The 22,419-nt window shown below is 56.4% G+C and carries 19 protein-coding genes; 9 read left to right on the forward strand and 10 right to left on the reverse strand.

The window, feature by feature from the left end:
• The first annotated feature begins 81 nt into the window (after positions 1–81).
• A complete protein-coding gene (locus G1C98_RS06445; RefSeq protein WP_169080378.1) occupies positions 82–3,816 on the forward strand; it encodes a phosphoribosylformylglycinamidine synthase in 3,735 nt (1,244 codons plus the stop codon).
• 139 nt (positions 3,817–3,955) lie between these two features.
• Here the strand turns inward: G1C98_RS06445 and G1C98_RS06450 are convergent, their stop codons facing one another.
• Both G1C98_RS06450 and G1C98_RS06455 read right to left on the reverse strand, forming a co-directional pair.
• Positions 3,956–5,104: a sensor histidine kinase gene (locus G1C98_RS06450; protein ID WP_169080380.1), complete on the reverse strand. Its 1,149-nt coding sequence runs from the start codon at positions 5,102–5,104 to the stop codon at positions 3,956–3,958.
• Positions 5,105–5,205: 101 nt separating this feature from the next.
• Positions 5,206–5,862 carry a response regulator transcription factor gene (locus tag G1C98_RS06455; RefSeq protein WP_169080382.1) on the reverse strand — a complete coding sequence of 219 codons (657 nt, stop codon included), beginning with the start codon at positions 5,860–5,862 and terminating at the stop codon, positions 5,206–5,208.
• Between the two features lie 155 nt (positions 5,863–6,017).
• Here G1C98_RS06455 and G1C98_RS06460 point away from each other — a divergent pair, with 155 nt between their 5' ends.
• The 5 genes from G1C98_RS06460 to G1C98_RS06480 all read left to right on the forward strand — a co-directional run bounded on the left by G1C98_RS06460 (position 6,018) and on the right by G1C98_RS06480 (position 10,971).
• Complete coding sequence (locus tag G1C98_RS06460) at positions 6,018–6,671, forward strand: hypothetical protein (protein WP_240944940.1); 654 nt, start codon at positions 6,018–6,020, stop codon at positions 6,669–6,671.
• 329 nt (positions 6,672–7,000) lie between these two features.
• Positions 7,001–7,750, forward strand: a complete 750-nt coding sequence (locus tag G1C98_RS06465; RefSeq protein ID WP_240944941.1) for a peptidoglycan-binding domain-containing protein — start codon at positions 7,001–7,003, stop codon at positions 7,748–7,750.
• Positions 7,740–8,342: an ABC transporter ATP-binding protein gene (locus tag G1C98_RS06470; protein ID WP_169080384.1), complete on the forward strand. Its 603-nt coding sequence runs from the start codon at positions 7,740–7,742 to the stop codon at positions 8,340–8,342. The genes G1C98_RS06465 and G1C98_RS06470 overlap by 11 nt, the downstream gene beginning before the upstream one ends.
• Positions 8,339–9,421 carry a hypothetical protein gene (locus tag G1C98_RS06475; RefSeq protein WP_169080386.1) on the forward strand — a complete coding sequence of 361 codons (1,083 nt, stop codon included), beginning with the start codon at positions 8,339–8,341 and terminating at the stop codon, positions 9,419–9,421. The genes G1C98_RS06470 and G1C98_RS06475 overlap by 4 nt, the downstream gene beginning before the upstream one ends.
• 128 nt (positions 9,422–9,549) lie before the next feature.
• Positions 9,550–10,971 carry an ATP-binding protein gene (locus tag G1C98_RS06480; protein WP_169080388.1) on the forward strand — a complete coding sequence of 474 codons (1,422 nt, stop codon included), beginning with the start codon at positions 9,550–9,552 and terminating at the stop codon, positions 10,969–10,971.
• 471 nt (positions 10,972–11,442) lie between these two features.
• Here the strand turns inward: G1C98_RS06480 and G1C98_RS06485 are convergent, their stop codons facing one another.
• The 6 genes from G1C98_RS06485 to G1C98_RS06510 form a co-directional block, all read right to left on the reverse strand.
• The gene (locus G1C98_RS06485; RefSeq protein WP_240944942.1) at positions 11,443–12,057 is read right to left on the reverse strand and encodes a DUF4230 domain-containing protein; all 615 of its coding nucleotides are present in this window, start codon (positions 12,055–12,057) and stop codon (positions 11,443–11,445) included.
• 159 nt (positions 12,058–12,216) lie between these two features.
• Positions 12,217–13,011 (reverse strand): FxLYD domain-containing protein, encoded by a 795-nt coding sequence (locus tag G1C98_RS06490; protein ID WP_169080392.1) that lies wholly within the window; start codon positions 13,009–13,011, stop codon positions 12,217–12,219.
• A gap of 9 nt (positions 13,012–13,020) precedes the next feature.
• Positions 13,021–14,190 (reverse strand): SPFH domain-containing protein, encoded by a 1,170-nt coding sequence (locus G1C98_RS06495; protein WP_169080394.1) that lies wholly within the window; start codon positions 14,188–14,190, stop codon positions 13,021–13,023.
• A gap of 49 nt (positions 14,191–14,239) precedes the next feature.
• Positions 14,240–14,848, reverse strand: a complete 609-nt coding sequence (locus tag G1C98_RS06500) for a hypothetical protein (RefSeq protein WP_169080396.1) — start codon at positions 14,846–14,848, stop codon at positions 14,240–14,242.
• An 8-nt stretch (positions 14,849–14,856) separates the two neighbouring features.
• Complete coding sequence (locus G1C98_RS06505; protein ID WP_169080398.1) at positions 14,857–16,134, reverse strand: DUF4839 domain-containing protein; 1,278 nt, start codon at positions 16,132–16,134, stop codon at positions 14,857–14,859.
• 166 nt (positions 16,135–16,300) lie between these two features.
• Positions 16,301–16,474: a hypothetical protein gene (locus G1C98_RS06510; protein ID WP_169080400.1), complete on the reverse strand. Its 174-nt coding sequence runs from the start codon at positions 16,472–16,474 to the stop codon at positions 16,301–16,303.
• 274 nt (positions 16,475–16,748) lie between these two features.
• Between G1C98_RS06510 and G1C98_RS06515 the strand changes: the two genes are divergently transcribed.
• A complete protein-coding gene (locus G1C98_RS06515) occupies positions 16,749–17,528 on the forward strand; it encodes a helix-turn-helix domain-containing protein (protein WP_240944943.1) in 780 nt (259 codons plus the stop codon).
• A gap of 52 nt (positions 17,529–17,580) precedes the next feature.
• On the opposite strand, the gene G1C98_RS06520 is transcribed toward G1C98_RS06515, so the two are convergent.
• Both G1C98_RS06520 and G1C98_RS06525 read right to left on the reverse strand, forming a co-directional pair.
• Positions 17,581–17,808 carry a hypothetical protein gene (locus tag G1C98_RS06520; protein ID WP_169080402.1) on the reverse strand — a complete coding sequence of 76 codons (228 nt, stop codon included), beginning with the start codon at positions 17,806–17,808 and terminating at the stop codon, positions 17,581–17,583.
• 62 nt (positions 17,809–17,870) lie between these two features.
• Positions 17,871–19,520, reverse strand: coding sequence for a Y-family DNA polymerase (locus tag G1C98_RS06525; protein ID WP_169080404.1), 1,650 nt, complete (start codon positions 19,518–19,520; stop codon positions 17,871–17,873).
• A gap of 210 nt (positions 19,521–19,730) precedes the next feature.
• Here G1C98_RS06525 and purF point away from each other — a divergent pair, with 210 nt between their 5' ends.
• Both purF and purM read left to right on the forward strand, forming a co-directional pair.
• The gene (gene purF, locus G1C98_RS06530) at positions 19,731–21,236 is read left to right on the forward strand and encodes an amidophosphoribosyltransferase (protein WP_169080406.1); all 1,506 of its coding nucleotides are present in this window, start codon (positions 19,731–19,733) and stop codon (positions 21,234–21,236) included.
• Between the two features lie 77 nt (positions 21,237–21,313).
• A complete protein-coding gene (gene purM, locus G1C98_RS06535) occupies positions 21,314–22,348 on the forward strand; it encodes a phosphoribosylformylglycinamidine cyclo-ligase (protein ID WP_169080408.1) in 1,035 nt (344 codons plus the stop codon).
• Positions 22,349–22,419 lie beyond the last annotated feature (71 nt).

Below are 22,419 nucleotides of genomic sequence, written 5' to 3' on the forward strand. Positions count from 1 at the left end.
CCTTCGTTTTCAAATTCCAACGTTTCCAAACGTTTCCCATCAACCCGCTAATTTTCAAAGCCCCTTTCAAGGAGTTGACCCATGGTTTTTCGCGTATACGTGGAAAAGAAGCCGGGCTTCGACGTCGAGGCACAGCAGCTCGCCAATGAGCTCAAGACCATCCTCGGCATCACTGCCCTGAAGAACGTTCGTCTCGTCAACCGCTACGACGTGGAAGGCATCAGCGAGGAGCTGTTCGCCAAGGCCACGCCGACCGTGTTCAGCGAGCCGCAGGTGGACAACGTGTCCGCTGACCTGCCTGATTTCGGCGGCGCGACCGTGTTCGCCGTGGAATACCTGCCCGGCCAGTTCGACCAGCGCGCGGATTCCGCCAGCGAGTGCATCCAGCTGATCTCCCAGGGCGAACGCCCGACCGTGCGCTCCGCCAAGGTGTACGCGCTGGAAGGCGAGCTGTCCGAAGCCGACGTCGAGGCCATCAAGCATTACGTGATCAACCCGGTGGAGGCCCGCGAGGCCTCGCTGGACGTGAAGACCACGCTCAAGACCCAGGTGCCGGTGCCCGGCAAGGTGGAGGTCATCGACGGCTTCCGCACGATGAGCGACGCCGAACTCGAACAGTTCATCGAGGATCGTGGTCTGGCCATGGATCTGGCCGACCTGCAGTTCTGCCGCGAGCATTTCACCGAGGAGCAGCGCGACCCGACGATCACCGAGATCAAGGTGATCGATACGTATTGGTCCGACCACTGCCGTCACACCACGTTCGGCACGCAGCTCGACGAGGTCCAGATCGACGACGCCACCGTCAAGGCCGCATTCGACAAGTACCTTGAGATGCGCCATGAGCTGGGACGCGACGCCAAGCCGGTGTGCCTGATGGATATGGGCACGATCGGCGCGAAGTGGCTCAAGAAGAACGGCATTCTGAAGAACCTTGACGAATCCGAGGAGATCAACGCCTGCACCGTCAAGGTGAAGGTGGATGTGAACGGCCACGACGAGGATTGGCTGTTCCTGTTCAAGAACGAGACCCACAACCACCCCACCGAGATCGAACCGTTCGGCGGCGCGGCCACCTGCATCGGCGGCTGCATCCGCGATCCGCTGTCCGGCCGCTCCTACGTGTACCAGGCCATGCGCGTGACCGGCGCCGCCGACCCGACCGTGCCGGTGTCCGAGACGCTTGAGGGCAAGCTCCCCCAGCGCAAGCTCGTCACCACCGCCGCGGCCGGCTACTCCTCCTACGGCAACCAGATCGGTCTGGCCACCGGTCAGGTGGACGAGATCTACCACCCCGGCTATGTGGCCAAGCGCATGGAGGTAGGCGCGGTCGTGGCCGCGACTCCGGCCGACCACGTGCGCCGCGAGACCCCGGCTCCGGGAGACAAGGTCATCCTGCTCGGCGGTCGTACCGGCCGTGACGGCATCGGCGGTGCCACCGGCGCGTCCAAGGCGCATAACGTCGAATCGCTGGAACTCGACGGCGCCGAGGTGCAGAAGGGCAACGCCCCCGTCGAACGCAAGCTGCAGCGTCTGTTCCGCCGTGGCGACGCGTGCCGTCTGATCAAGCGCTGCAACGATTTCGGCGCCGGCGGCGTGTCCGTGGCGGTCGGCGAGCTGGCCGACGGCCTGTACGTGGACCTCAACAAGGTGTCGAAGAAGTACGAAGGCCTGGACGGCACCGAGCTGGCGATCTCCGAATCGCAGGAGCGTATGGCCGTCGACGTGGCCGCGGAGGACGTGGACGAGTTCCTGGGCTATGCCAAGGAGGAGAACCTCGAGGCCGAGGTCATCGCGACCGTGACCGAGGAGCCGCGCATGACGATGGTGTGGAACGGCGACACGATCGTGGATCTGTCCCGTGAATTCCTTGCCTCCAACGGTGCTCCGAAGCATCAGGTGGTGCATGTCGAGGCGCAGCACGACTACGCCACCCCGTGGAAGACCGGCACTCTTGCCGAGCGCATGCACACCATGCTCACCGACCTGAACGTGGCTTCCAACAAGGGCCTTTCCGAACGTTTCGACTCCACCATCGGCGCGGGCACCGTGCTCATGCCGTTCGGCGGCAGGAAGCAGCTGACCCCGAACATGGCCATGGTCGCCAAGCTGCCGGTGTTCGGCGAGACTACCACCGCCTCCGCGATGGCTTGGGGCTTCAACCCGTACATCATGGAGAAGAACCAGTTCACGGGCGCGTACCTGTCCGTGGTCGAATCGCTCTCCAAGCTGGTCGCGGCCGGCTTCGAGCATGAGAAGGCGTACCTGAGCTTCCAGGAGTACTTCGAGAAGCTGCGCGACGAGCCGGAACGCTGGGGCAAGCCGACGGCGGCCGTGCTGGGCGCGTTGATGGCCCAGGTGGATCTTGGCGCGGGCGCGATCGGCGGCAAGGACTCCATGTCCGGCACATTCGAACAGCTTGACGTTCCGCCGACCCTGATCTCCTTCGCCGTGGCGGTGGGCAATATGAAGCGCGCCACCTCCCCCGAGTTCAAGGGCGCTGGCCACCGTGTGGTCCGCATCGCGCCGCGGTACAAGGCCGATGGCCTCACCCCGGACAAGGACGGCCTGCTGGAGGTGTTCTCCGCGGTCGAGCAGCTCACCGAGTTCGGCGACGCGCTGGCCGTGTCCACGCCGGGCTACGGTGCGAGCGCCGAGGCGATCTTCAAGATGACGGTCGGTAACCAGATCGGCGTGAAGCTGGCCGACGGCATCACCGTGGACGACCTGTTCGCCCCGGCCTACGGCTCCTTCATCATCGAGCTTGCGGACAACGCGAAGGTTCCGGCCGTGTCCAACCTGGTCGAGGTCGGCGAAGTCGGCGAGACCACCGAGGAGTACTCGTTCGTGGCCGCCGGAGAGACGCTGGATCTTGCCGAGCTGCAGGACGCTTGGGAGGGCGGCATCGAATCCGTGTTCCCGTACCGTTCCAAGGACGAGGAGAAGGGCAAGACCGTCGAGACCGTGTCCTTCGAGGCTCCGAAGAAGACCGTGTACACCGGCACCGGCGTCGCCAAGCCGCACGTGATCATCCCCGTGTTCCCGGGCAACAACTGCGAATACGATTCCGCCGCCGCCTTCGAGCGTGCGGGTGCCGACGTGAGCACGCTCATCGTGAACAACCTCACCCCCGCCGCCGTGGCCGAATCCACCAACGCGCTGGTCGAGGAGATCAGGAAGAGCCAGATCATCATGATCCCCGGCGGCTTCTCCGGTGGCGACGAGCCGGACGGCTCCGCCAAGTTCATCACCGCGTTCTTCCGCGCCCCGGCAGTGACCGAGGCCGTGCGCGACCTGCTGAACAACCGCGATGGCCTGATGCTCGGCATCTGCAACGGCTTCCAGGCGCTCATCAAGCTTGGCCTGGTGCCGTACGGCGACATCGTGCCGATGACCGCCGAATGCCCGACGCTGACGTTCAACACCATCGGCCGCCACCAGAGCCGTCTGGTGCGCACCCGCGTGGCATCGAACCTCTCCCCGTGGCTGGCCAAGACCGAGGTGGGCGACATGCACACCATCGCCATCTCCCACGGCGAGGGCCGTTTCGTGGCTTCCGACGACGTGCTCGCCCAGCTCAAGGCCAACGGCCAGATCGCCACGCAGTACGTGGACGAGAACGGCGTGCCCGGCATGGACCTGGACGTGAACCCGAACGGCTCGCTGCTGGCCATCGAAGGCATCACCAGCCCGGACGGCCGCGTGTTCGGCAAGATGGGCCACTCCGAGCGCTACAGCAACGGCACGTTCGTGAACGTGCCCGGCGAGAAGGACCAGCCGCTGTTCGCAGCCGGCGTGGAGTACTTCGCCGCCTGATGTTCAATCCGTTTGAATCATGTGGGAACGACCCAGATGATTCAAACGGATTCCAAACAAAAACCGAGGGGGATGCGTTTTCAGGATAGGTCCTTGAACGCATCCTCCTCGGTTTTTGTTTGCCCTGTCATCTCCGGTTTTACCGCGATATTGGAATATTCACGGAAACAAGCAATCCTCCTCCACCCCTGGCCTGGAGCCGTATCGAGCCACCATGCAATGCGACGATCTCTTTGGCGATGGATAAGCCCAGACCATGATTCGCCACCGACTGAGACGAACCGTCATGTTCCATGATTCTGCTGTTTTGTCCTTTGTTGAACGGGGTGAACAGGTCGTCAAGATCCATCTCGCGTAAATCCGTTCCTGTATTTTCGATATTCAGCGATGCCGTCTTTGACCCGTCCTCATCGGAACTCTCCTCTAGGGACACCCATATCTGCCCATCCGCTCTATTGTGTTGTACCGCATTGAGCGTCAGATTCCTCACAAGCTGTGTGAGCAGAAGCCCATCTCCCATTACGGATACGTTCTTCTCTATCCGTTTATGCAGCGTCAATCCTTCAAAGGCGGCATCATCGGAGAAAGACGTGAGTACGTCATCGACAACGGCTCCCATATCCACCGATGTCAGTTGGGCATGTTCAAGCTGCTGGACATGAGCAAGATCCAGCAGATGCCGGGTCAGCGCAATGCATGACGCATTGGATGCCCTGGCCTTTTCGATGAATGGAAGCGCCCTCCCATCAATCAAACCGTTATGCATCGATATTTCCAAAGCGGTAGCCGTGGCCGCAAGCGGATTCTTGAGCTCATGGGACGCGTCGGCGATAAACCGTTTCTCCCGCACAATGGAGGCGGCAACATCACCAATCGCATCGTTATAGGCATCGGCTATTACCGTTGCCGCATCGTTCTCCCGAGGAATATGAATGACTTGTTTCGTTAGTTCCCCGTTTGAAGCCCGTATCTGTCTCGCTACCTCATCTATCCTGTGTTGAGAACGCGTGCATATACTCCAAGTTGCAATGGCCGAAAGCGCTCCGAATATCAGAATCGGCGCCACACTGGTAAGGAGCAACAAATTGCGCGCCTTCTCGTTACCGCGGGAAGCGGTAACAGCAAACCCGTCCGGAGATGCGTTCTTCCCCACCGCGATATATGAATCGTCCTGTGATGGTTCAGCGGATTCCTGTTGTGCATATTGTGCATCCGAAGACCGCCCCGTCGTAAAACGGCCAATGGATACCGTATCGATTTGCTGATCGACGATGATGAAAGTCGCCATGGAAATAATCGCCGTCAAAGAGATAAATACGGCCAGAATGACTGCGATAAGCCGCTTTCTTGTCGACCATAGAATACATGGGGCCGTTGGTTCTCTACTCTTCATGGGATCCGATACCCCTGCCCTGGAATCGTCTCGATGAAGTCGGGGATGCCGATTTTCGTTCTCAACGCATATATGGTGGTCTTGACGATGCCACGTGTATGTGCGTGGTCATCATGCCATATCCTTTGATACAGCTCCTCCGTGCTCACCACGCCGCCATTCGCCTCGATCAACGTCTGTAACACGGCAAGTTCTCTGGCGCCGAATCTCAAACGACGTCCTGAGACAGTGACAATGCCAGTATGGAAATCCGCTTCAAAGTTTCCCCTATGGAATGTGCTGACGCGACTTCGCTCTTTTCTACGCCGAACCGCGTTGACCCGTGCCAGAAGAACCGCATATTCGAACGGTTTGGTCAGATAATCGTCCGCGCCGAGATTCAATCCCTGAACGATATCCTCGGTCTGGGAAGCCGCAGTAAGCATGAGCACATAGGTGGAGGCATGCCGTTCACTGAGCATACGGGCTATATCGTCTCCATGCACCCCTGGAAGATCACGATCCAAAATGACCATGTCGTACTCGCCATTGTCCAATTCCTCGACGGCATCCCGGCCATCGTACACGGCTTTGGCCTGCATGCCTTCCATATTCAGTCCCATGCCAATCACATCGGCCAAATTCGTGTTGTCTTCCACAATCAGAACTTTCACCGCCACCATCCTTGTCCGTTCCGTCTCACACCTTAGCAGTCATAATCACGAAGGTCAGGAACAGGTCAAGTCAGGTCAGTTCCCAGGCAAAAAGCATTCCAACAGACCATGGATTCTTACGCTTGCAACCGATATCGCACCATCGGAAACAAATAATGAAGGAAGAAAATCTGATGTCCAAATCATTTCGAATGTTGCTGGCCACTGGTCTTGCGGTTTCATTACTGACGCTGAATGCCTGCTCACCAAACCTGAACAGCAGCCATTCAAAAGCGCAATCCTCGTCAGGTACCGACACCTCCCAATCAACCGCATCCTATGAGACGCAATTGCGTCAGGCACTGCAATCCGCCACCAGCGATTTCGAAAAGCAGGTGCTCACCAAAGCAATCAAAGCCGGGAAAATCAGCGAATCCGATTACCGTGAGGCCAACGAAAAATACCAACAGTGCATGATTTCCAAAGGAGATCAGATAACGTTCAGCACGGATCAATCCACAGGCCTGATGCAGGAAAGCATGGATGTTGACGGTCAGGATTACGACTCCGATAAGGTGAATTCCGACAGCATCGCATGCGCGAAGGGAACGAATCTGCTTATTCGCGATCTATACGAACGCATGACCACCAATCCCTCGAATGCCGATGACATCGAACTGATTGTGAGCTGCCTGAAACGTAAAAAACTGGTTCCGAACTCGTTTACCAAGCAGGATTACCTGAACGAATCCTCCAAAACGGATGGCAGCTCGAAGCTGGACACCGATTCCGAACCATTTTCCCAATGTCTGGCAAATCCGAATAAGTGAGGACTGATATCACCATGTTTTTGCCACCAGTATTTCACGGCAAAATCCATGGCGCCGGATTCATAGCTTTGTGTATGGTCGCTTGCCTGTGTTCCGGTGCCGGTCTTGCCATTGGCCTTACCCAATCCAAGACGCCATCATCGCTCAGACCGTCATCGGACAGTGGAAATCTGCCACTGCAAACCGAGCAATTCGATGACACCCGCACCATATCATTGAATGTCACGGCATCGCATGCGCAGAATATATCTTTCGGCAGAACAGGACAGGTCACTTACGCTTCCTGCCCAGACAATGGCGTAATAGTCTCGGGGTCCCATGAATACGATATGGATGGCGCACCGCTGGTGACTCTATATGCTCAAACGCCGCTATATCGCGACCTTTCTTACGGAGATAAAGGAACCGATGTCAAGGCGCTGCAGGCCGAATTGACACGTTTGGGATATTCCTCATCGCAGTCAGGCACTTTTGATTGGAGTACGTGGAATGCTTGGAAACAGCTTTACGCGGCTTACGGCGGAACAGCCCAGAATGGGACATTCGATAAGGCACTGGTGATCTGGATTCCTACCGAAAGCCTGATTACCACCGGTTGCGCCACCGAGTTGGGATCGTCCGTATCCGATGACGATTCCGCAGCCGCATTCACGACAGCTGAGGGAATACAGTCAATCAAGGCCACAAATCTGCCGACAGACAGGGTGGCCGGAGAACGCACCGTCGAAATCAACGGCCAGACATATTCCATTGGCGAGGACGGCACAGTGAACGATCCACAGGCCCTCACCGCAATGTCCTCTTGGGAAGGATATACGGGGAACCGTAAGGACGGCGAGCAGACCACCGACGTTTCCGTAAGCTACCGTCTGAAACAACCGATTGACGTCTATTCGATTCCAGCGAAAGCACTTGTCAATCTCAATAAATCGGATGGCTGCATTGTCAGCGCCAGCGGGGCCGCTCTGAAAGCTCATATCGTCGGCAGTTCATTAGGGCGAACCCTTGTCACGCTGGAAGGCAAAGCACCCGGCAGCATTCAGACGAATCCCGGAAAGTCAACATGTAATGCGCATTGAACTGAACAACATAGGACATCGATATGTCGACGGCCCGCTACTGTTCCATGGCTTGAGCGTGACGCTTCTCCCCAACCATGTCTATGCGCTTACCGGCCCAAGCGGATCCGGTAAATCCACGCTGCTCGGCATTATCGCCGGTTGGATACGGCCGTCAAATGGCGAAGTATCGAAGCAAAACGTGGATTCCATGCGTTGGGTGTTTCAGAATCCTCATGGCATCGCGCAAAGAACGGTACTCGATCATGTCTCCCTTCCTTTGCTCGCCAAAGGGTTGACACGGAAACAGGCAGAGTATGAGGCTGTTCCCGCTTTGAAGCGGTTCGGTTTGAATCATGTGGCCGATCACCGGTTCTCCGATCTTTCCGGAGGAGAGGCGCAACGGCTCATGCTCGCGCGCGCGTTCGTGGCACATCCCTCGCTCATGTTGGTCGACGAGCCCACCGCCCAGCTTGACATGCATACAGCGGCCACAATCAGTGATGCATTGACTCGAATCGCACAATCCGACACCATCGTCGTCGTTTCTACCCATGACCCCCGAACACGCGACGCATGCACCGATGTCATTGACCTGAAGGATTTCCAATGAGACTATTCTCCATCTGCTCCGAAGCCTGGCGCAGTATATCCAGCGGGTCATCCCGCTGTGTTCTCGCGATACTATCCATCACCATTCTCGTTACCGGATCTTCGCTCTTTGAAATATCGACATCCTCAAGCATTCTTCGACAAGCCCGACAATACCGTAACGCCGGCGGCAACATCATGGTGCTCAATGCCACTGGCGGAGTGGATGGGCAGGCTTGTGAACGGCTGTCCAAACTCAATGGCGTACAGGCCTCCGGAGCGATCAGGGAGAGCGATCAGTTGACGGCATCGGCGTTGCCCGACACCAAAATCCCAAGCTATGCCGTCACACCAGGCTTTGCCCGCGTATTACACGCAACGCAGAACGACAAAGTCCAAGGCATATTCGTTTCCAAGGAACTGGCCAAGACCTTCGGACTGCATGAGGGAGACAATCTCGCATTACGCGATGGTAGCCAGACCCGCATCCGAGGAATCTACAGATACCCCGATGATGGAAGAACCCCCGGATACTCGTATGCGGTTCTTTCCTCCACGCCTTCAGCCGGAACTTTTGACGCTTGCTGGGTCAGTATCTGGCCACAAACAAGCCAAACGGAAGATATGATCTGGTCTGCACTCACCCCAGCGGCCAAATCAGACAAGGACAACTCAATCACTTTGGGACAGCTCAACTCATCACTAGGAAGCTCCTTCGACGGACAGGCCATGTATCGGCATCGTTCCACGGCTTTCCTGCCCATTGCGGTTGCATGTGCGGGAGCGATCCTAGGATACGCATTAGTTCATGTCAGACGTTTGGAAATCGCATCCGCGTTGCACTGCGGAGTATCGAAACCGGCATTGATGCTGCAAATATGCATCGAGTCGCTGATCATCATCAGCGTTTCTTCAGCGATTTCCGTGCCCATATCCTATCTGATGGCCACGGAATACGTCGGCAAAACTGACAGACTGCAAGTATTATTCAACGCTTCACTCCCAATACTCACCGCATATTCAGCATATGTGTTAGGCACCCTAGGATGCGTTCTCGCAATAAAGGAAAAACACCTGTTCGCTTATTTCAAAGAACGCTAGCAATGTTCTAAGTGGCGTCTTTCTCTTGTGCCTCTGCTCTTTGGCAAAAATACAATTCCATTTTATGCTTACGAGTATAATACTCATGAGTATTATACTCGTAAGCATAAAACAGCAGAGAGGCAGCCATGTTCGTTGGAAGACTCAAGGAGCTCGAAGTACTCAACACCATGTGGGAACAGACCACGTTTCAGATGATGGTGCTACTCGGCCGCAGGCGTGTGGGCAAAACCGCCTTGTTGGACGAATTCTCAAAAGACAAGAACACGCTGTACTTCACCGCACGTCAGCAAACCACGCAGAACAATCTGCGCGATTTCTCACGCGTCATCCAACGATTCTTCCATCTGCCAGAAGGTATGTTCACCTTCGGCACATGGCAGGACGCATTCGATTTCATCATCGAACAAGTCAAGAACCGGACGGAACGTTTTCTCCTGGTATTTGATGAATTCCCCTACGCGGCCATGGCCGACCCCTCGTTGCCATCCGTGTTGCAAGTCGCCATAGACCATGGCTTCGCGGACACGAACACCATGATGGCGCTGTGCGGCAGCAACGAAGGATTCATGGAAAGCGAAGTACTGGGCTACAAAAGCCCCCTATACGGGCGCAGAACAGGACAGCTGCGACTCAAGCCCTTCGACGTGTTCGACACCGCGAAAATGCTCGACTTCGCAGGGGTGGAGGATGTCATCAAGTATTACGCCACGTTCGGTGGCACCCCATACTACCTGCAGCAGATACGGCCAGACCTGTCTTATGAGCAGAATGTAATCAATCTTCTGTTCTCTCCCAACGGTCTGCTCTATGAGGAGCCGCTTATGCTGCTGCGGCAGGAATTGCGCGATCCGACGGTTTACAACTCGGTGATGGACGCGATAGGCAGCGGCACGACAAGGCAGAATAAGATCGCCGACCAAGCCGGCATACAACCGGTCACGAACCTCAGCAAGTACCTTCGCGTGCTTGAGGACCTGGGATTGGCCGAACGCGAAGTCCCCTTCGGAGAGGACCCCTCCCGTTCAAGAAAAGGACTATGGAAACCCGCCGACCCATTCTTCGCGTTCTGGTACCGTTTCGTCAGCCCCAATATCGTGAACGTGGAAAACGGCCAAGGTGAGTTGACCGCCCAACATATGGTATTCGGCCCGGCGCTCGACACGTATGTCGGGCAGCAGTTCGAAAGCGTCTGCATGCAGTGGCTCTGGCACGTCAACGGCAGCGATCAGCTTCCATTTGTCGCCTTGCGATTCGGGAAATGGTGGGGCGGAAATCCCACAACCAAGCAGCAGACCGATATCGACGTAATCGCGGCGAACGAAACCGAAAAACGCATCCTGCTTGGCGAATGCAAGTGGAAGAACGATCTGAACGTCGCGGACACCATCGCCACACTTCGTTCCCGCGCAGACCTCATACCCGGATATTCCGAACGGCATTACGCATTGTTCGTCAAGACGGATGAGCTGGCATCAGCCGCACGCGAGCGCCATGAGCCCGATCTGACCGTCGTTTCCGCGAACAGCATGTTCGAGAATGCACGATGATCGGGCGTCTTCATCAGGATGCCTGCACAACCACCTCGACGTGAACCATCTCGCTTACGTGTGGCACCTCTCCCCTGATATTCCCAAACAGAACGTTGCAATTCCGCGGTTTGTTTCCGTCGTATCGCGCTTCGGGTGCCACACGTAAGCGAGATAGCACGCCTGGAACGCGAAAATCTGCCACACGTAAGCGAGATAGCGCCCCGGATAGGACTTATTTGAGCTCACCAGCTAAGGAAAGCAAAAATGCCAATATGAAGCCAACAAACAGCGGTCAAAACTGCCAAGTGGCTTGTTTGTGGCATCCAAAACGCGTTAGCCCGAGTACGAGGCGCATAATTGCAACGCTCATACTCGGGCTAATGCGGAAAAGGTGCCATAAATAAGCAGACAAGCGAAACCGAACCGTTGAAATCCGCCACAAACAAGCGTATTAGTACGCTGTTCCTCTCTTAGCGGCGGCAACGCCCACTAGTTGCTCGCAAGCTGAACCTTGACCTTGTATCCATCCGTTTTGGCGATCTGCGAATACGCCTTCTCCACAATCTGCTTGGCCTGCTTGTCTGCCTCCTGCAGGAGCTTACTCTTGGATGCCTTGTCAGCCGCCGACTTCTTGGCATGCTTCAACGCTTCGGCAGTATCCGTTACCTCATTGCCATTGAACAACGAGCTCTCCGAGTCAAAGAAGCGCAGCGAGTCAGGATCCACCGACACGGATTGCAGGTCCGCCTTGGGCAAGGTAATCGAAATTATACGATTCGTGTCATCCACCGCGATTTTCGCCTTAGCCAGATCGACACCGGCACGAATCTCATAGCTGTAGAACATCGTGAACTTCTTCTTGTTCACATGGGCGATGTTTCCTTCGGAGAATTCCTCAAAACCATAGTCGTTCTCCTTGGCGGTGGTCAGATCCTGCATTGTCTGCAGCTGACGGGAGACGATGGTGGTGGTGATTTCCGGCTCGGCTTTCTTCGGATTGAAAATCCCGTCTACCTTACGGTATCCAGCAATCACGATTCCTATAAACACCGCAACGGCAACGACGATTGCAATCGCCTTCGTCTTGGCGCTCATGCCTCCCATTGAATTCCTCATAGAACTCTTTCTGGAACTCCTAGGCATAATCTTCTCTTTCCCTCGATATTCCCTATGTTGGCATGGAAATACTAGCAGATTGTTGGTTGGTACAAGCCCAATAACTTGATTTCATATCAACCGACACATCGGCAAAGCGAAGCATTTCTATTTTGCAACTTCATAGCCGCTGACAGACACCTTGACCTGTGCGGCATTCACATCGCTACCGGCCTCGAACCGGACCTTCTCGCCCGCTGCCCATGAGCTGGTGCTGGCATAGGCCTCTTCCACTTTCACGCCATCGGCATCATAGAGCGCCAGCAGCAGCGAGACATTGCTGAAATTGATCTTGCTGGTGTTCTCGATGACTGCGGAATACGTATAGTAGCCGACATATTCCGCTTCCGTCTTATCGAATTTAGCCGAAGCGATCAGGCTATTGATTGTCTGATCCGTTTCGTTCTTCTCCTGGACGGAATTGCCGTTGCGAACCAGATCGTCAAGAGTGTCCTGATATTTCGAATCGACTTTAAGCCCGTACTTATCCACGAATGTCTTCAAAATCGTAGATCGCTTGTCATATGCTTTGCTCCGCGCCTCAGCAGATCCGGCACTGGTGCTTGAATATTTCTTAACCACAGCCAACTGATCATCCAATGAATTCAAATAGGCAATAACCTGCTCTTGGAGCTTCGAATCCTTGAACTGGCGCGCCTTCAACGGCTTATCATTATCGATCTCAGTCTGAATGATCTGCTGGAAATACTTTGATTCGCTCGTATCCTTGCCCTGACCTTTAAGCTTGTCAATCAGAGCCGAACGCTTATTGAATCCATCCGCAATAATGGACATCGCCTCGTCATCGGCATAATCCGGCCCTTCGTTCTTTTTCTCGCCACAGGCGGATACGCCGGCGATCAAGACAATGCTCAATATCGCGGTAAAAATCTTCTTCATCATTTTTTCTCCTTACAACCCGAGAATCTGCTTCTTTTTGGAATCGAACTCGTCCTGGGTCAGCACCCCGGCATCAAGCAGCTCCTTAAGCTTCTTGACCGCATCCAGCTGCTCGCTAACCGACATGGACGACACCGACGCGACCGCCGGATGCTGAGTCGCAGGCCGCTCCGCAACCGCAGCATTGGACTGCGCGCCGGTCACGGGATTCACACCCTGCGCAAAAGCCGCGCCGAACATCATCGCACCTGCATCACCAAAGCCATGCTCTTCCACACCGTGTGCGATCTTCTGTTGCGCCGCCACATTCGACGCATGCTGCGACACATCCTCATACGCCTTCAAATCCATCTTGTTGGCGGAGAACTTCTGCACAAGCTCACGCGAAGCATCCGAAAACTCGATGTTCTCAATACCGATCTTGACGATATTGAATCCAAACCGGGCCGGCCACGTACCCGCATTCTGTCTGTCGTTCGCAACCTTGATCGCAATATCGTTCGCCTGAGCCGGCAACTGCGAAATCCTATACTGCGTCGACAACGCATTCAACGCCACCGTAAACGACTGCAGGAACTCCGACAGAATCTGCGAGCGCGCCCGCTGATCATCAAACGAATAATACGCGACATTCGCCGGAACGAAATTACGAATGAATCGCACCGGGTCGCCAATCTGAATACTGAACGAACCATACGCGAAAATCTCAAGATCCGTCCCATAGAACAGGTCGTTATACATGAGCGGACCACGCGTACCGAACTTGATGTCACGAATCTCACGCAGATTCACAAACGCGATCTGCTTGTAATCGGACGTGATGCCGCCGTAGCCAATGCGTTCGCCAATCTGCTTGAAAATCGATTTCTTTACTCCGTCGCCGTTGAAGATGCTGTCCTGCCCGTCATGATATTCATAACCGCCCGGCTGGGAAATGATGTTCTCTATGCCGGACTGATTGAAGATGAATGCCGCTGTGTTCTCCGGCACATAGATCTTCGACCCGTTGGTGATGACACCCTCCGAGCCACGACCATTGGAGCCGCGGCCATTGTCCTCATCTCTTAAGACGCCGGGCACGACAGCGGAATGCTCATCAAAGCGACTCGCAGTGACGACGTCTTTCCATTGGTCGGCCAGAGTTCCGCCTATAGCTCCTCCGATTGCACGTAACATGCCCATGTCTATTTCCTCGTTTTCCTGTTCCTGTCTGGCCTGTTACCTGTTTCCGTCACAGCGTCTGCACCGTATCGCAGTATTTGCATTGCACGGTCATGCCAGTACGTCCCGAAAGCGGGGCTCTGCACCCAATGCATTTTGCGGTGACGACTGTTCTAACAGGCGCATTCCGTTGACTTGTATTCGGTCCGGTGAAAGTCGTTTTGACCACATCGAACGTGTCCTTCAAGGCACCGGCCAGCATTTCGACTCCTGGTACGCTCCTGCGCAAAGCCGTGGCTTCGGAGGATTTCGTTCCCGTCACTGCCATACTGATTGCATCCAGCCATGCGGCAGTCAGCTTACGGCTCACGTTTTTCTCCGGGCTGCGGAAAACGAAGGATACTTCTTCATCAGCCGGGTAAAGCTTGAAGCTGGTTTCATAATCGGAAGGTTGGCAATCCACTCGAATCTCATCTTTCTGCGTTGCCAGCTCATTCAACGGGTATGACAGGCATGAAAGGTCTTCTCCCGTCCGTCTTCTGCTGCTCCATTCGTATACCAAGCGCATATTGGTGAGCATCAGTCTCGTTTTGTTCTGCTCACCATCAACGTTCTTGCAGAATGCGCAATGGCTGGTGAGCGTTACTGTCTCATTGGGAAATGGGATATATCCGGGCATGGTTTTTCTCACCTCATCGTGATGGAGACAGGGCTCAGTTCAAGCAGACAGGATGCGGAGTCATAGCTTTCGATTTCAGCGACGACATGAATGTTGAGCCCTTCGGTAAGCGAACTCGGGACATTATCGCCAGTCAGGTGAAGATCGTAATAATTCACATCGCTGAAATGGAAGTTCGGCCCACGTGTACTTCCCGTGTTCCCGGCAAGAATCAGGTAATCGAACCTCGTCTTATACGAGCCGTGCGGCAATACCGATGCCGTATAGCCGTCGAATTCAATATTGCGTCCCTGATACTTACCGGCAAAATTCTCGATGGCCTGGCCGGAATCACCGCCTGCAAGTATCTGGGCGAATTCCTGGTTGTTCTGCGTCGTGATATTTTCCTCAGCGACTTGCGACGCATTGTCCTTACTACCGGACGAGTTGGATGGTTCGGAAGAGTCATCCTCCGTATCGTCTGTTTCCGCCTTCGCCTTCTCTTGAGTTGCGGAATCACTGTCGTCCGAATCACTGTCGTCCGATGACGATTCGCCGCTTGTTGAGTACGAATGGTATCTGATAACGATTCGTGCGTCCGGACTGAATTTCTGGCGGGAACTATAGCTTGTGCTTCCATTGACCGACACCGTCTTGACATCCCCATCCTTATGAAGGAATCCGGTAATCAAGTCGCCAAGGCCTTCGGTCTCTATATTGGTGAATCCCGCGGATTCCAGTCTTGTGACCACATCCTTATAGTTTTCGCCTTCGAATCCGGACGAGGACTCCGGAATCGCCACTTTTCCATCGTTGACCGTTTTAGATGAAGCACCGCACGAGGTGATGCCACAGATAAGGCCTATGACGATGAAGAACGCAATAACGCCCACGAGAATTTTCGTGGTAAGAGACGCTTCGGAGACGCGCTGCGCCAGCTCGGAGACAACGGGCACAGACCCACTTCCATGCTTCGCCTCTTTCCTTACGTCCGCTCTTCGCGATGCCGTTTGGCGCTCATGGTCTATTTGCACCGAGGTCATGCCGATCTGCGCCTGGTAATCCCGAAGAAAATCGCCAAGACGTCGTACAGCACGATTCGCATCCCGACAATCCGACGTTACCTTGACCTCACATTCGGATTCGGTTTTCTCGTGGATCACCGCAACAAGATCGACGTCGTCGAAGGAGCTGAACGAAATCGAGCGTTCTTCGTCATTCCAACGGCGCATCATGAACATCGCGCTGCAGGAAAGCATGTTTTTCAGCACGTCATAGGCCTGATTAGCCGACAGAGTCAGCTGCATTGTCTGATTGATATTCGACGGCCGCGACTCGTTTCCCCCAGTCATGTTCTTCTCCCTCTCTTAGATGAAACATTGGAAAATAAACAGCTACGCCGTTGTTTCGCAAAACGTGTTCTTGGTGTTCATCGAATCGGCATGAAACCTGCAAATCATTGCCTTCGGTTCGTCATCGAACGTCATTGTCGTTTCCTTTCTTGTGGGAGTTCTCGCCGCGGCGATGTCCGCTCTGTGCCTCGTTGCATTCATCGGGGCGATTCGTCTCGGCCGGTGTGGTGTTCTTTGCCACCTCGTCGAATATGCGCACGCCATGCAGAATCGTGTTTGCCAATTGCGCGAACATGATGGTGCTTCCTTTCTGACGGCGCTCCATATAAGAAACGACTGACTTTCAGCCATTCCAAGACCGTGAATCGGTCTCGTTGCGGAACCCGTCATCAGGGGGCGTGATTTTTTCGCGTGCGGCTTCTCCCTTCTTTCACAAGACGCGAAAACACGGTGTCGAACCCCACAGCAGATGAGTTCTCTCCTTTGGTGTCTATCCTCTTTCATCCCTGCTATGGCGTCAATGACGTAACATGTTATAATTCACTCGTATTTTGAAGGGGGTTTATACCATGAGTGGTATATCTGCACGAAGCAGCGCTTGCTGGAGAACACGGCTGAAACAGTGCATGGACGAGCGAGGGCTTACACAGTTGGATTTCGTACGCGCACTCAATCGGCAGTACTTCACGAAATTCCATCAGAAGGATGTCAGCAGATGGCTGAACACTGGTAACCGCACCTCATCGGGCGAAATCGGATTTCCCAAATACGAAACCATGGCGACCATCGCCGACTTCTTCGGCGTGGACGTTGGCTATCTGACCGGAGAAACGGATGAGAAAACCTATGCCATGAGCCATGCCTGCGCATTCACCGGGCTAAGCAGCAGCTCCATCGCCGCCATTCAGTCCTGGATCGATACACCAGTAGAACAATCCCCTGGCACCGAGCCGGCAGACAACAATTCCCAGCAAGACGATGGCGCTTCCAAGCAATCCCAAACAAATAGCAACATCAGTAGCGCCAGCAACGCGCCAACGGATAGCTCAGCGACAAATGACGCGGAACACGGCAACGACCCGATGCACGAATACCGCGCCGCCACCATCAATCGTCTTCTATCATCGCCGAAATTCCCCGAACTCGCGTCCAAGCTGCTGACCTTGCAGGAGATGTCATCGATATGGAACAGTAATCCACAGAAATTCGAAGGCATCCTTGGCTCCCTCGCCAACGACAACGACCTGCCGGACGATCTGGCTTTGCAACTATTGCTCGGGGCTTTCTACGGTATGGCGAGTGAAAGCTTCTCCTCACTGTTGCACGACGCATACCCCATGCCGGAATAGCCACGACCAGACGCTCACATTCTTCGCCGCTTCACCCCTCGCCCACCTCACATCAGGCGGGCATGTAGCCGTCCGCCACATCGATGGGGGCGTTGGCCTTGGCCACGGCTTCTTCGTTGGCACGGGCCGTCTGCTCGATTACGGCGTCGTAGCCCGTCAGCGCCGCGAATGGCATGAACTGCGCGGCTCTGGACTGCAACGGCATGCGGGCATGACGGCGGGATTGATGATGCGGCAGGTCGATGATGTCGTCGTAATCATGCGTTTCCGTAAGTGCCATAGGTCATGCCTCCCGATTCCGGCCGTTGTTCCCCGATACTGTCGCCTTCCGAACAGAACCGCTCATGCGGCATGCCCTCCGATCTGATGATTGCGCTGCTGACCGGTGGCTCCGTCGAACATATCCATGGCCTTGATCACCGCGTTCTTGCCGAATTTCCGCTTGATATCCAGCAACGCCCGTTGCACGTTCTGCTCAGCCTGTTCGCTCACGCCGCCCGAGTCGCCGGAGTCATCCGAACCAGCCGAACCACCCGAACCGTCCAAGTCAACCGAACCAGACGAGCCAGCCACGCCATCACGCTCATCCTCAACAGCCGCGAACAGATCAGGCTGCTCATAGCGCGCAACGGCGGCCAGGTCCTTTGGCGTCGCCAAATCGACCGCCACCACATTGAGACTGCGCACCAGCAAACGCGGATCGACCAACCGGGCGAACAGCCCATCCACCGCAGCACGGATTCTGGAAGCCAATGACGTGAAACCACCCAAATCAGCCGACCCGGAAACAGGTTTGGGCACGCGACGCCCATACCTGTCCAAGCTGACCGGCCCCGCATACGACGCCGACGCATTGGCCGCCGCACGCTTCAACTCATCAGGTGCGCACGCATCCACACGCCCCGGATCCAGGCTCCCCGCGTCGTAGCCGACCATCAACGCCACCTTGTCGGTCACCAATCCCTTATCGACCAGGTCCAACGCAAGCTCGTCCGCCATCTCCTTCACGATCAGACGAGCCGTGCCGAACGTGGCGGCGCTGGTCATCACCTGACCGACGCTCGTACTGTGCCCGGCGGGCTTATACGCCTTGATATCGGCGATGGTGCACGGCTCCCACCCCCACGCGTGGTCGATGAGCAGTTCCGCGTTCACACCGAACAGCCGGTACAGCAGCTCCTCGTTGTAATAATCGGAGGCCCGCCCGAGCGAGCACCGTGCGATATCGCCCATGGTCATGAGCCCGTGGGCCTCCAGCTTGTTCGCATATCCGCGCCCGACCCGCCAGAAATCGGTCAAGGGCCTGTGCCCCCACAGCAACCTCCGATACGACATCTCGTCAAGCTGCGCGATACGCACTCCCTCGGCATCGGCGGGAATATGCTTGGCCACAATATCCATGGCAACCTTCGCCAAATACATATTGGTACCGATGCCCGCAGTCGCGGTAATACCCGTCTCGCTATAGATCGCACGCACAATGTCCCGCGCAAGATCATGCGGCGTCTTGCCATATGCACGCAAATAACGCGTGGCATCCATGAACACCTCGTCAATGGAATACACATGGATGTCCTCGGCAGAGGCATATCGCAAGTAAATGCCATATATCTTCCCGCTCACGCTCAGATAATGCGACATCCTCGGCTTGGCGATATACACATCTACAGCCAGACCGGGATCGGCCTCGACCTCATCGGCGTAATACGATTTGCCATGGAACCGACGCCCCGGGGCCCGCAACTGCCGCTCGGCATTGATCTGCCTCAGCTTTTCCTTGACCTCGAACAAACGCGCGCGACCAGGCAACCCATAGGCCTTCAACGACGGAGACACCGCAAGACAGATGGTCTTGTCGGTACGCGATTCATCGGCAACGACCAGATGCGTGCGCAGCGGGTCGAATCCCAATTCCACGCATTCGGACGACGCATAGAAGGATTTCAGATCAATGGCGATATACGTACGTTCCGCACCGACGCCAACGCCCATATACCACCCCCTTTGCGGCATCGCGATCAGTGCCGCAAACACACAGCACCCGCACTCCAACAGGTCTTCGATTCGAACATCCGTTCGATTGCCCTCTATCATACACGCCCTGTCGGCTCAACGAGACGCGATATGCGAATGTAGCCGCCGCTTGATAGGGTTAACGCGGTAGAAATCCCCTGTCTCCACAGTTTCGGAAGGAGCTTTGGCGTGTCAGCAGAACTCGAAGACATCCACGAGGAATGCGGTATTTTCGGCGTCTGGGGGCATCCCGACGCCGCCAGACTCACTTATTTCGGCTTACACGCTTTGCAGCATCGCGGGCAGGAAGGTGCCGGCATCGTCTCGAATGACGACGGCCACCTGCTCGGTCATCGCGGCAAAGGACTGCTCACCCAGGTGTTCAGCGACGAACGCGAGATCCAGCGTCTCAAGGGAAGCCACGCCATCGGCCACGTGCGTTACGCCACCGCAGGTTCCGGCGGCAGCGACAACATCCAGCCGTTCATCTTCCGTTTCCATGACGGCGACATGGCCCTGTGTCACAACGGCAATCTGACCAACTGCATCTCTCTGCGCCGCAAGCTCGAAGACGAGGGCGCGATCTTCCATTCGAATTCCGATACCGAAGTGCTGATGCACCTCATCCGCCGCTCCAGCAAGCCCACGTTCATGGACAAGCTCAAGGAAGCGCTCAATACCGTGCACGGCGGCTTCGCCTACCTGATCATGACCGAACATGCCATGATCGGCGCGCTTGACCCGAACGGTTTCCGCCCGCTGTCCCTTGGCAAGATGACCAACGGCGCCTACGTGCTCGCTTCCGAGACCTGCGCGCTCGACACCGTCGGCGCCGAACTGGTGCGCGACATCCGCCCGGGCGAGATCGTGGTCGTGGACGACAGCGGCTACCACATCGACCGCTACACCGACCAGACCCAGCTGGCCATCTGCTCGATGGAATTCATCTACTTCGCACGCCCCGACTCCAATATCTACGGTGTGAACGTGCATTCCGCCCGCAAGCGCATGGGCGCACGGCTGGCCCAGGAATCCCCCGTCGACGCCGATATGGTCATCGCCGTGCCGAACTCCTCCCTGTCCGCGGCATCCGGCTACTCCGAAGAGGCCGGCCTGCCGAACGAAATGGGTCTGATCAAGAACCAGTACGTGGCACGTACCTTCATCCAACCCACGCAGGAGCTGCGAGAACAAGGCGTGCGCATGAAGCTGTCCGCTGTGCGCGGTGTGGTCAAGGGCAAGCGCGTGGTCGTCATCGACGATTCCATCGTGCGCGGCACCACCTCGAAGCGCATCGTGCAGATGCTCAAGGAGGCCGGAGCGGCCGAAGTGCATATGCGCATCAGCTCCCCGCCGCTGAAGTACCCGTGCTTCTACGGCATCGACATCTCCACCACCAAGGAGCTGATCGCGGCCGAGAAGTCCGTCGACGAGATCCGCGACTACATCGGTGCGGATTCGCTCGCGTTCCTGTCGCTCGACGGCTTGGTCGAGTCGATCGGCCTTGGTGCCGACGCCCCTTACGGCGGTCTGTGCGTCGCGTACTTCAACGGCGACTACCCCACGGCCCTGGACGACTACGAAGCGGACTTCCTCAAGTCCCTCGCCCCCGAGGATCGTGTGCGTCTGCCCGAATTCGCGCTCTACAAGAGCAAGTACGAGGGCAACGAATACCAGGCCCTTCCCCAGGCCTAGCAAGACCACCCCGAACACTTCATTCCCAACAATCCCCAACAACCCAGCAATCCCACCTAAGCAATAGGAAGGCCAAAATGCCAGAAGCATACGCAAACGCCGGCGTCAGCGTCGAAGCAGGTTACGAAGTCGTCAAGCGAATCAAATCCCATGTGGCACGCACCAACCGACCGGGCGTGGTCGGCGGCATCGGCGGTTTCGGCGGCCTGTTCGACCTCGCCTCCCTGGGCTACAAGGAGCCGGTGCTGATCTCCGGCACCGACGGCGTGGGCACCAAGCTGGTCGTCGCCAAGATGGCGAACAAGCACAACACCATCGGCATCGACTGCGTGGCCATGTGCGTCAACGACATCGCGGCACAGGGCGCCGAACCGCTGTTCTTCCTGGATTACATCGCCTGCGGCAAGAACGATCCGGCCCTGCTTGAGCAGGTCGTGTCCGGTGTGGCGGACGGCTGCGTGCAGGCCGATTGCGGTCTGATCGGCGGCGAGACCGCGGAAATGCCCGGCATGTACGACGAGGACGAATACGATCTGGCTGGCTTCACCGTGGGCGTGGCCGAGAAGTCCGCCATCGTCGACGGCTCTACGATCGTCGACGGCGATGTGCTGATCGGCCTTCCCTCCACCGGCGTGCACTCCAACGGCTTCTCCCTGGTGCGCAAGGCCCTGTTCGAGCAGGCCGGCTACACCGTCGACACCCAGCTGGACGAGCTCGGCGGCGAAAAGCTCGGCGACGTGCTGCTCACCCCCACCAAGATCTATGTCAAGACGCTGTCCCCGCTGTTCAAGGCCGGCGTGGTCAAGGGCGTCGCGCACATCACCGGCGGCGGCTTCATCGAGAACATCCCGCGCATGATCCCCGACGGTCTGGCAGCGCACATCAACCTCGGCTCCTGGCCGATTCTGCCGATCTTCGACGTGCTGGAGAAGGCCGGCAAGATCGACCATATGGAGATGTTCAACATCTTCAACATGGGCATCGGCATGGTGCTGGCCGTCAGCGCCGAGAACGCCGACAAGACCATGAAGCTGCTCGAAGCCAACGGCGAGACCGCCTACGTGCTCGGCAACATCGTGAAGAACACCGGCACCGACGTGGAACTCGTGTGATACGCAAGTTAAGGCCTCCCCCTTGTGAGGAGGCCTTAACTTATGCCGCTCATGCTGCTTATGTTGCCTGT

The sequence above is a fragment of the Bifidobacterium erythrocebi genome, assembly GCF_012932675.1.
In the GTDB taxonomy this organism is placed as follows: Bacteria; Actinomycetota; Actinomycetes; order Actinomycetales; family Bifidobacteriaceae; genus Bifidobacterium; species Bifidobacterium erythrocebi.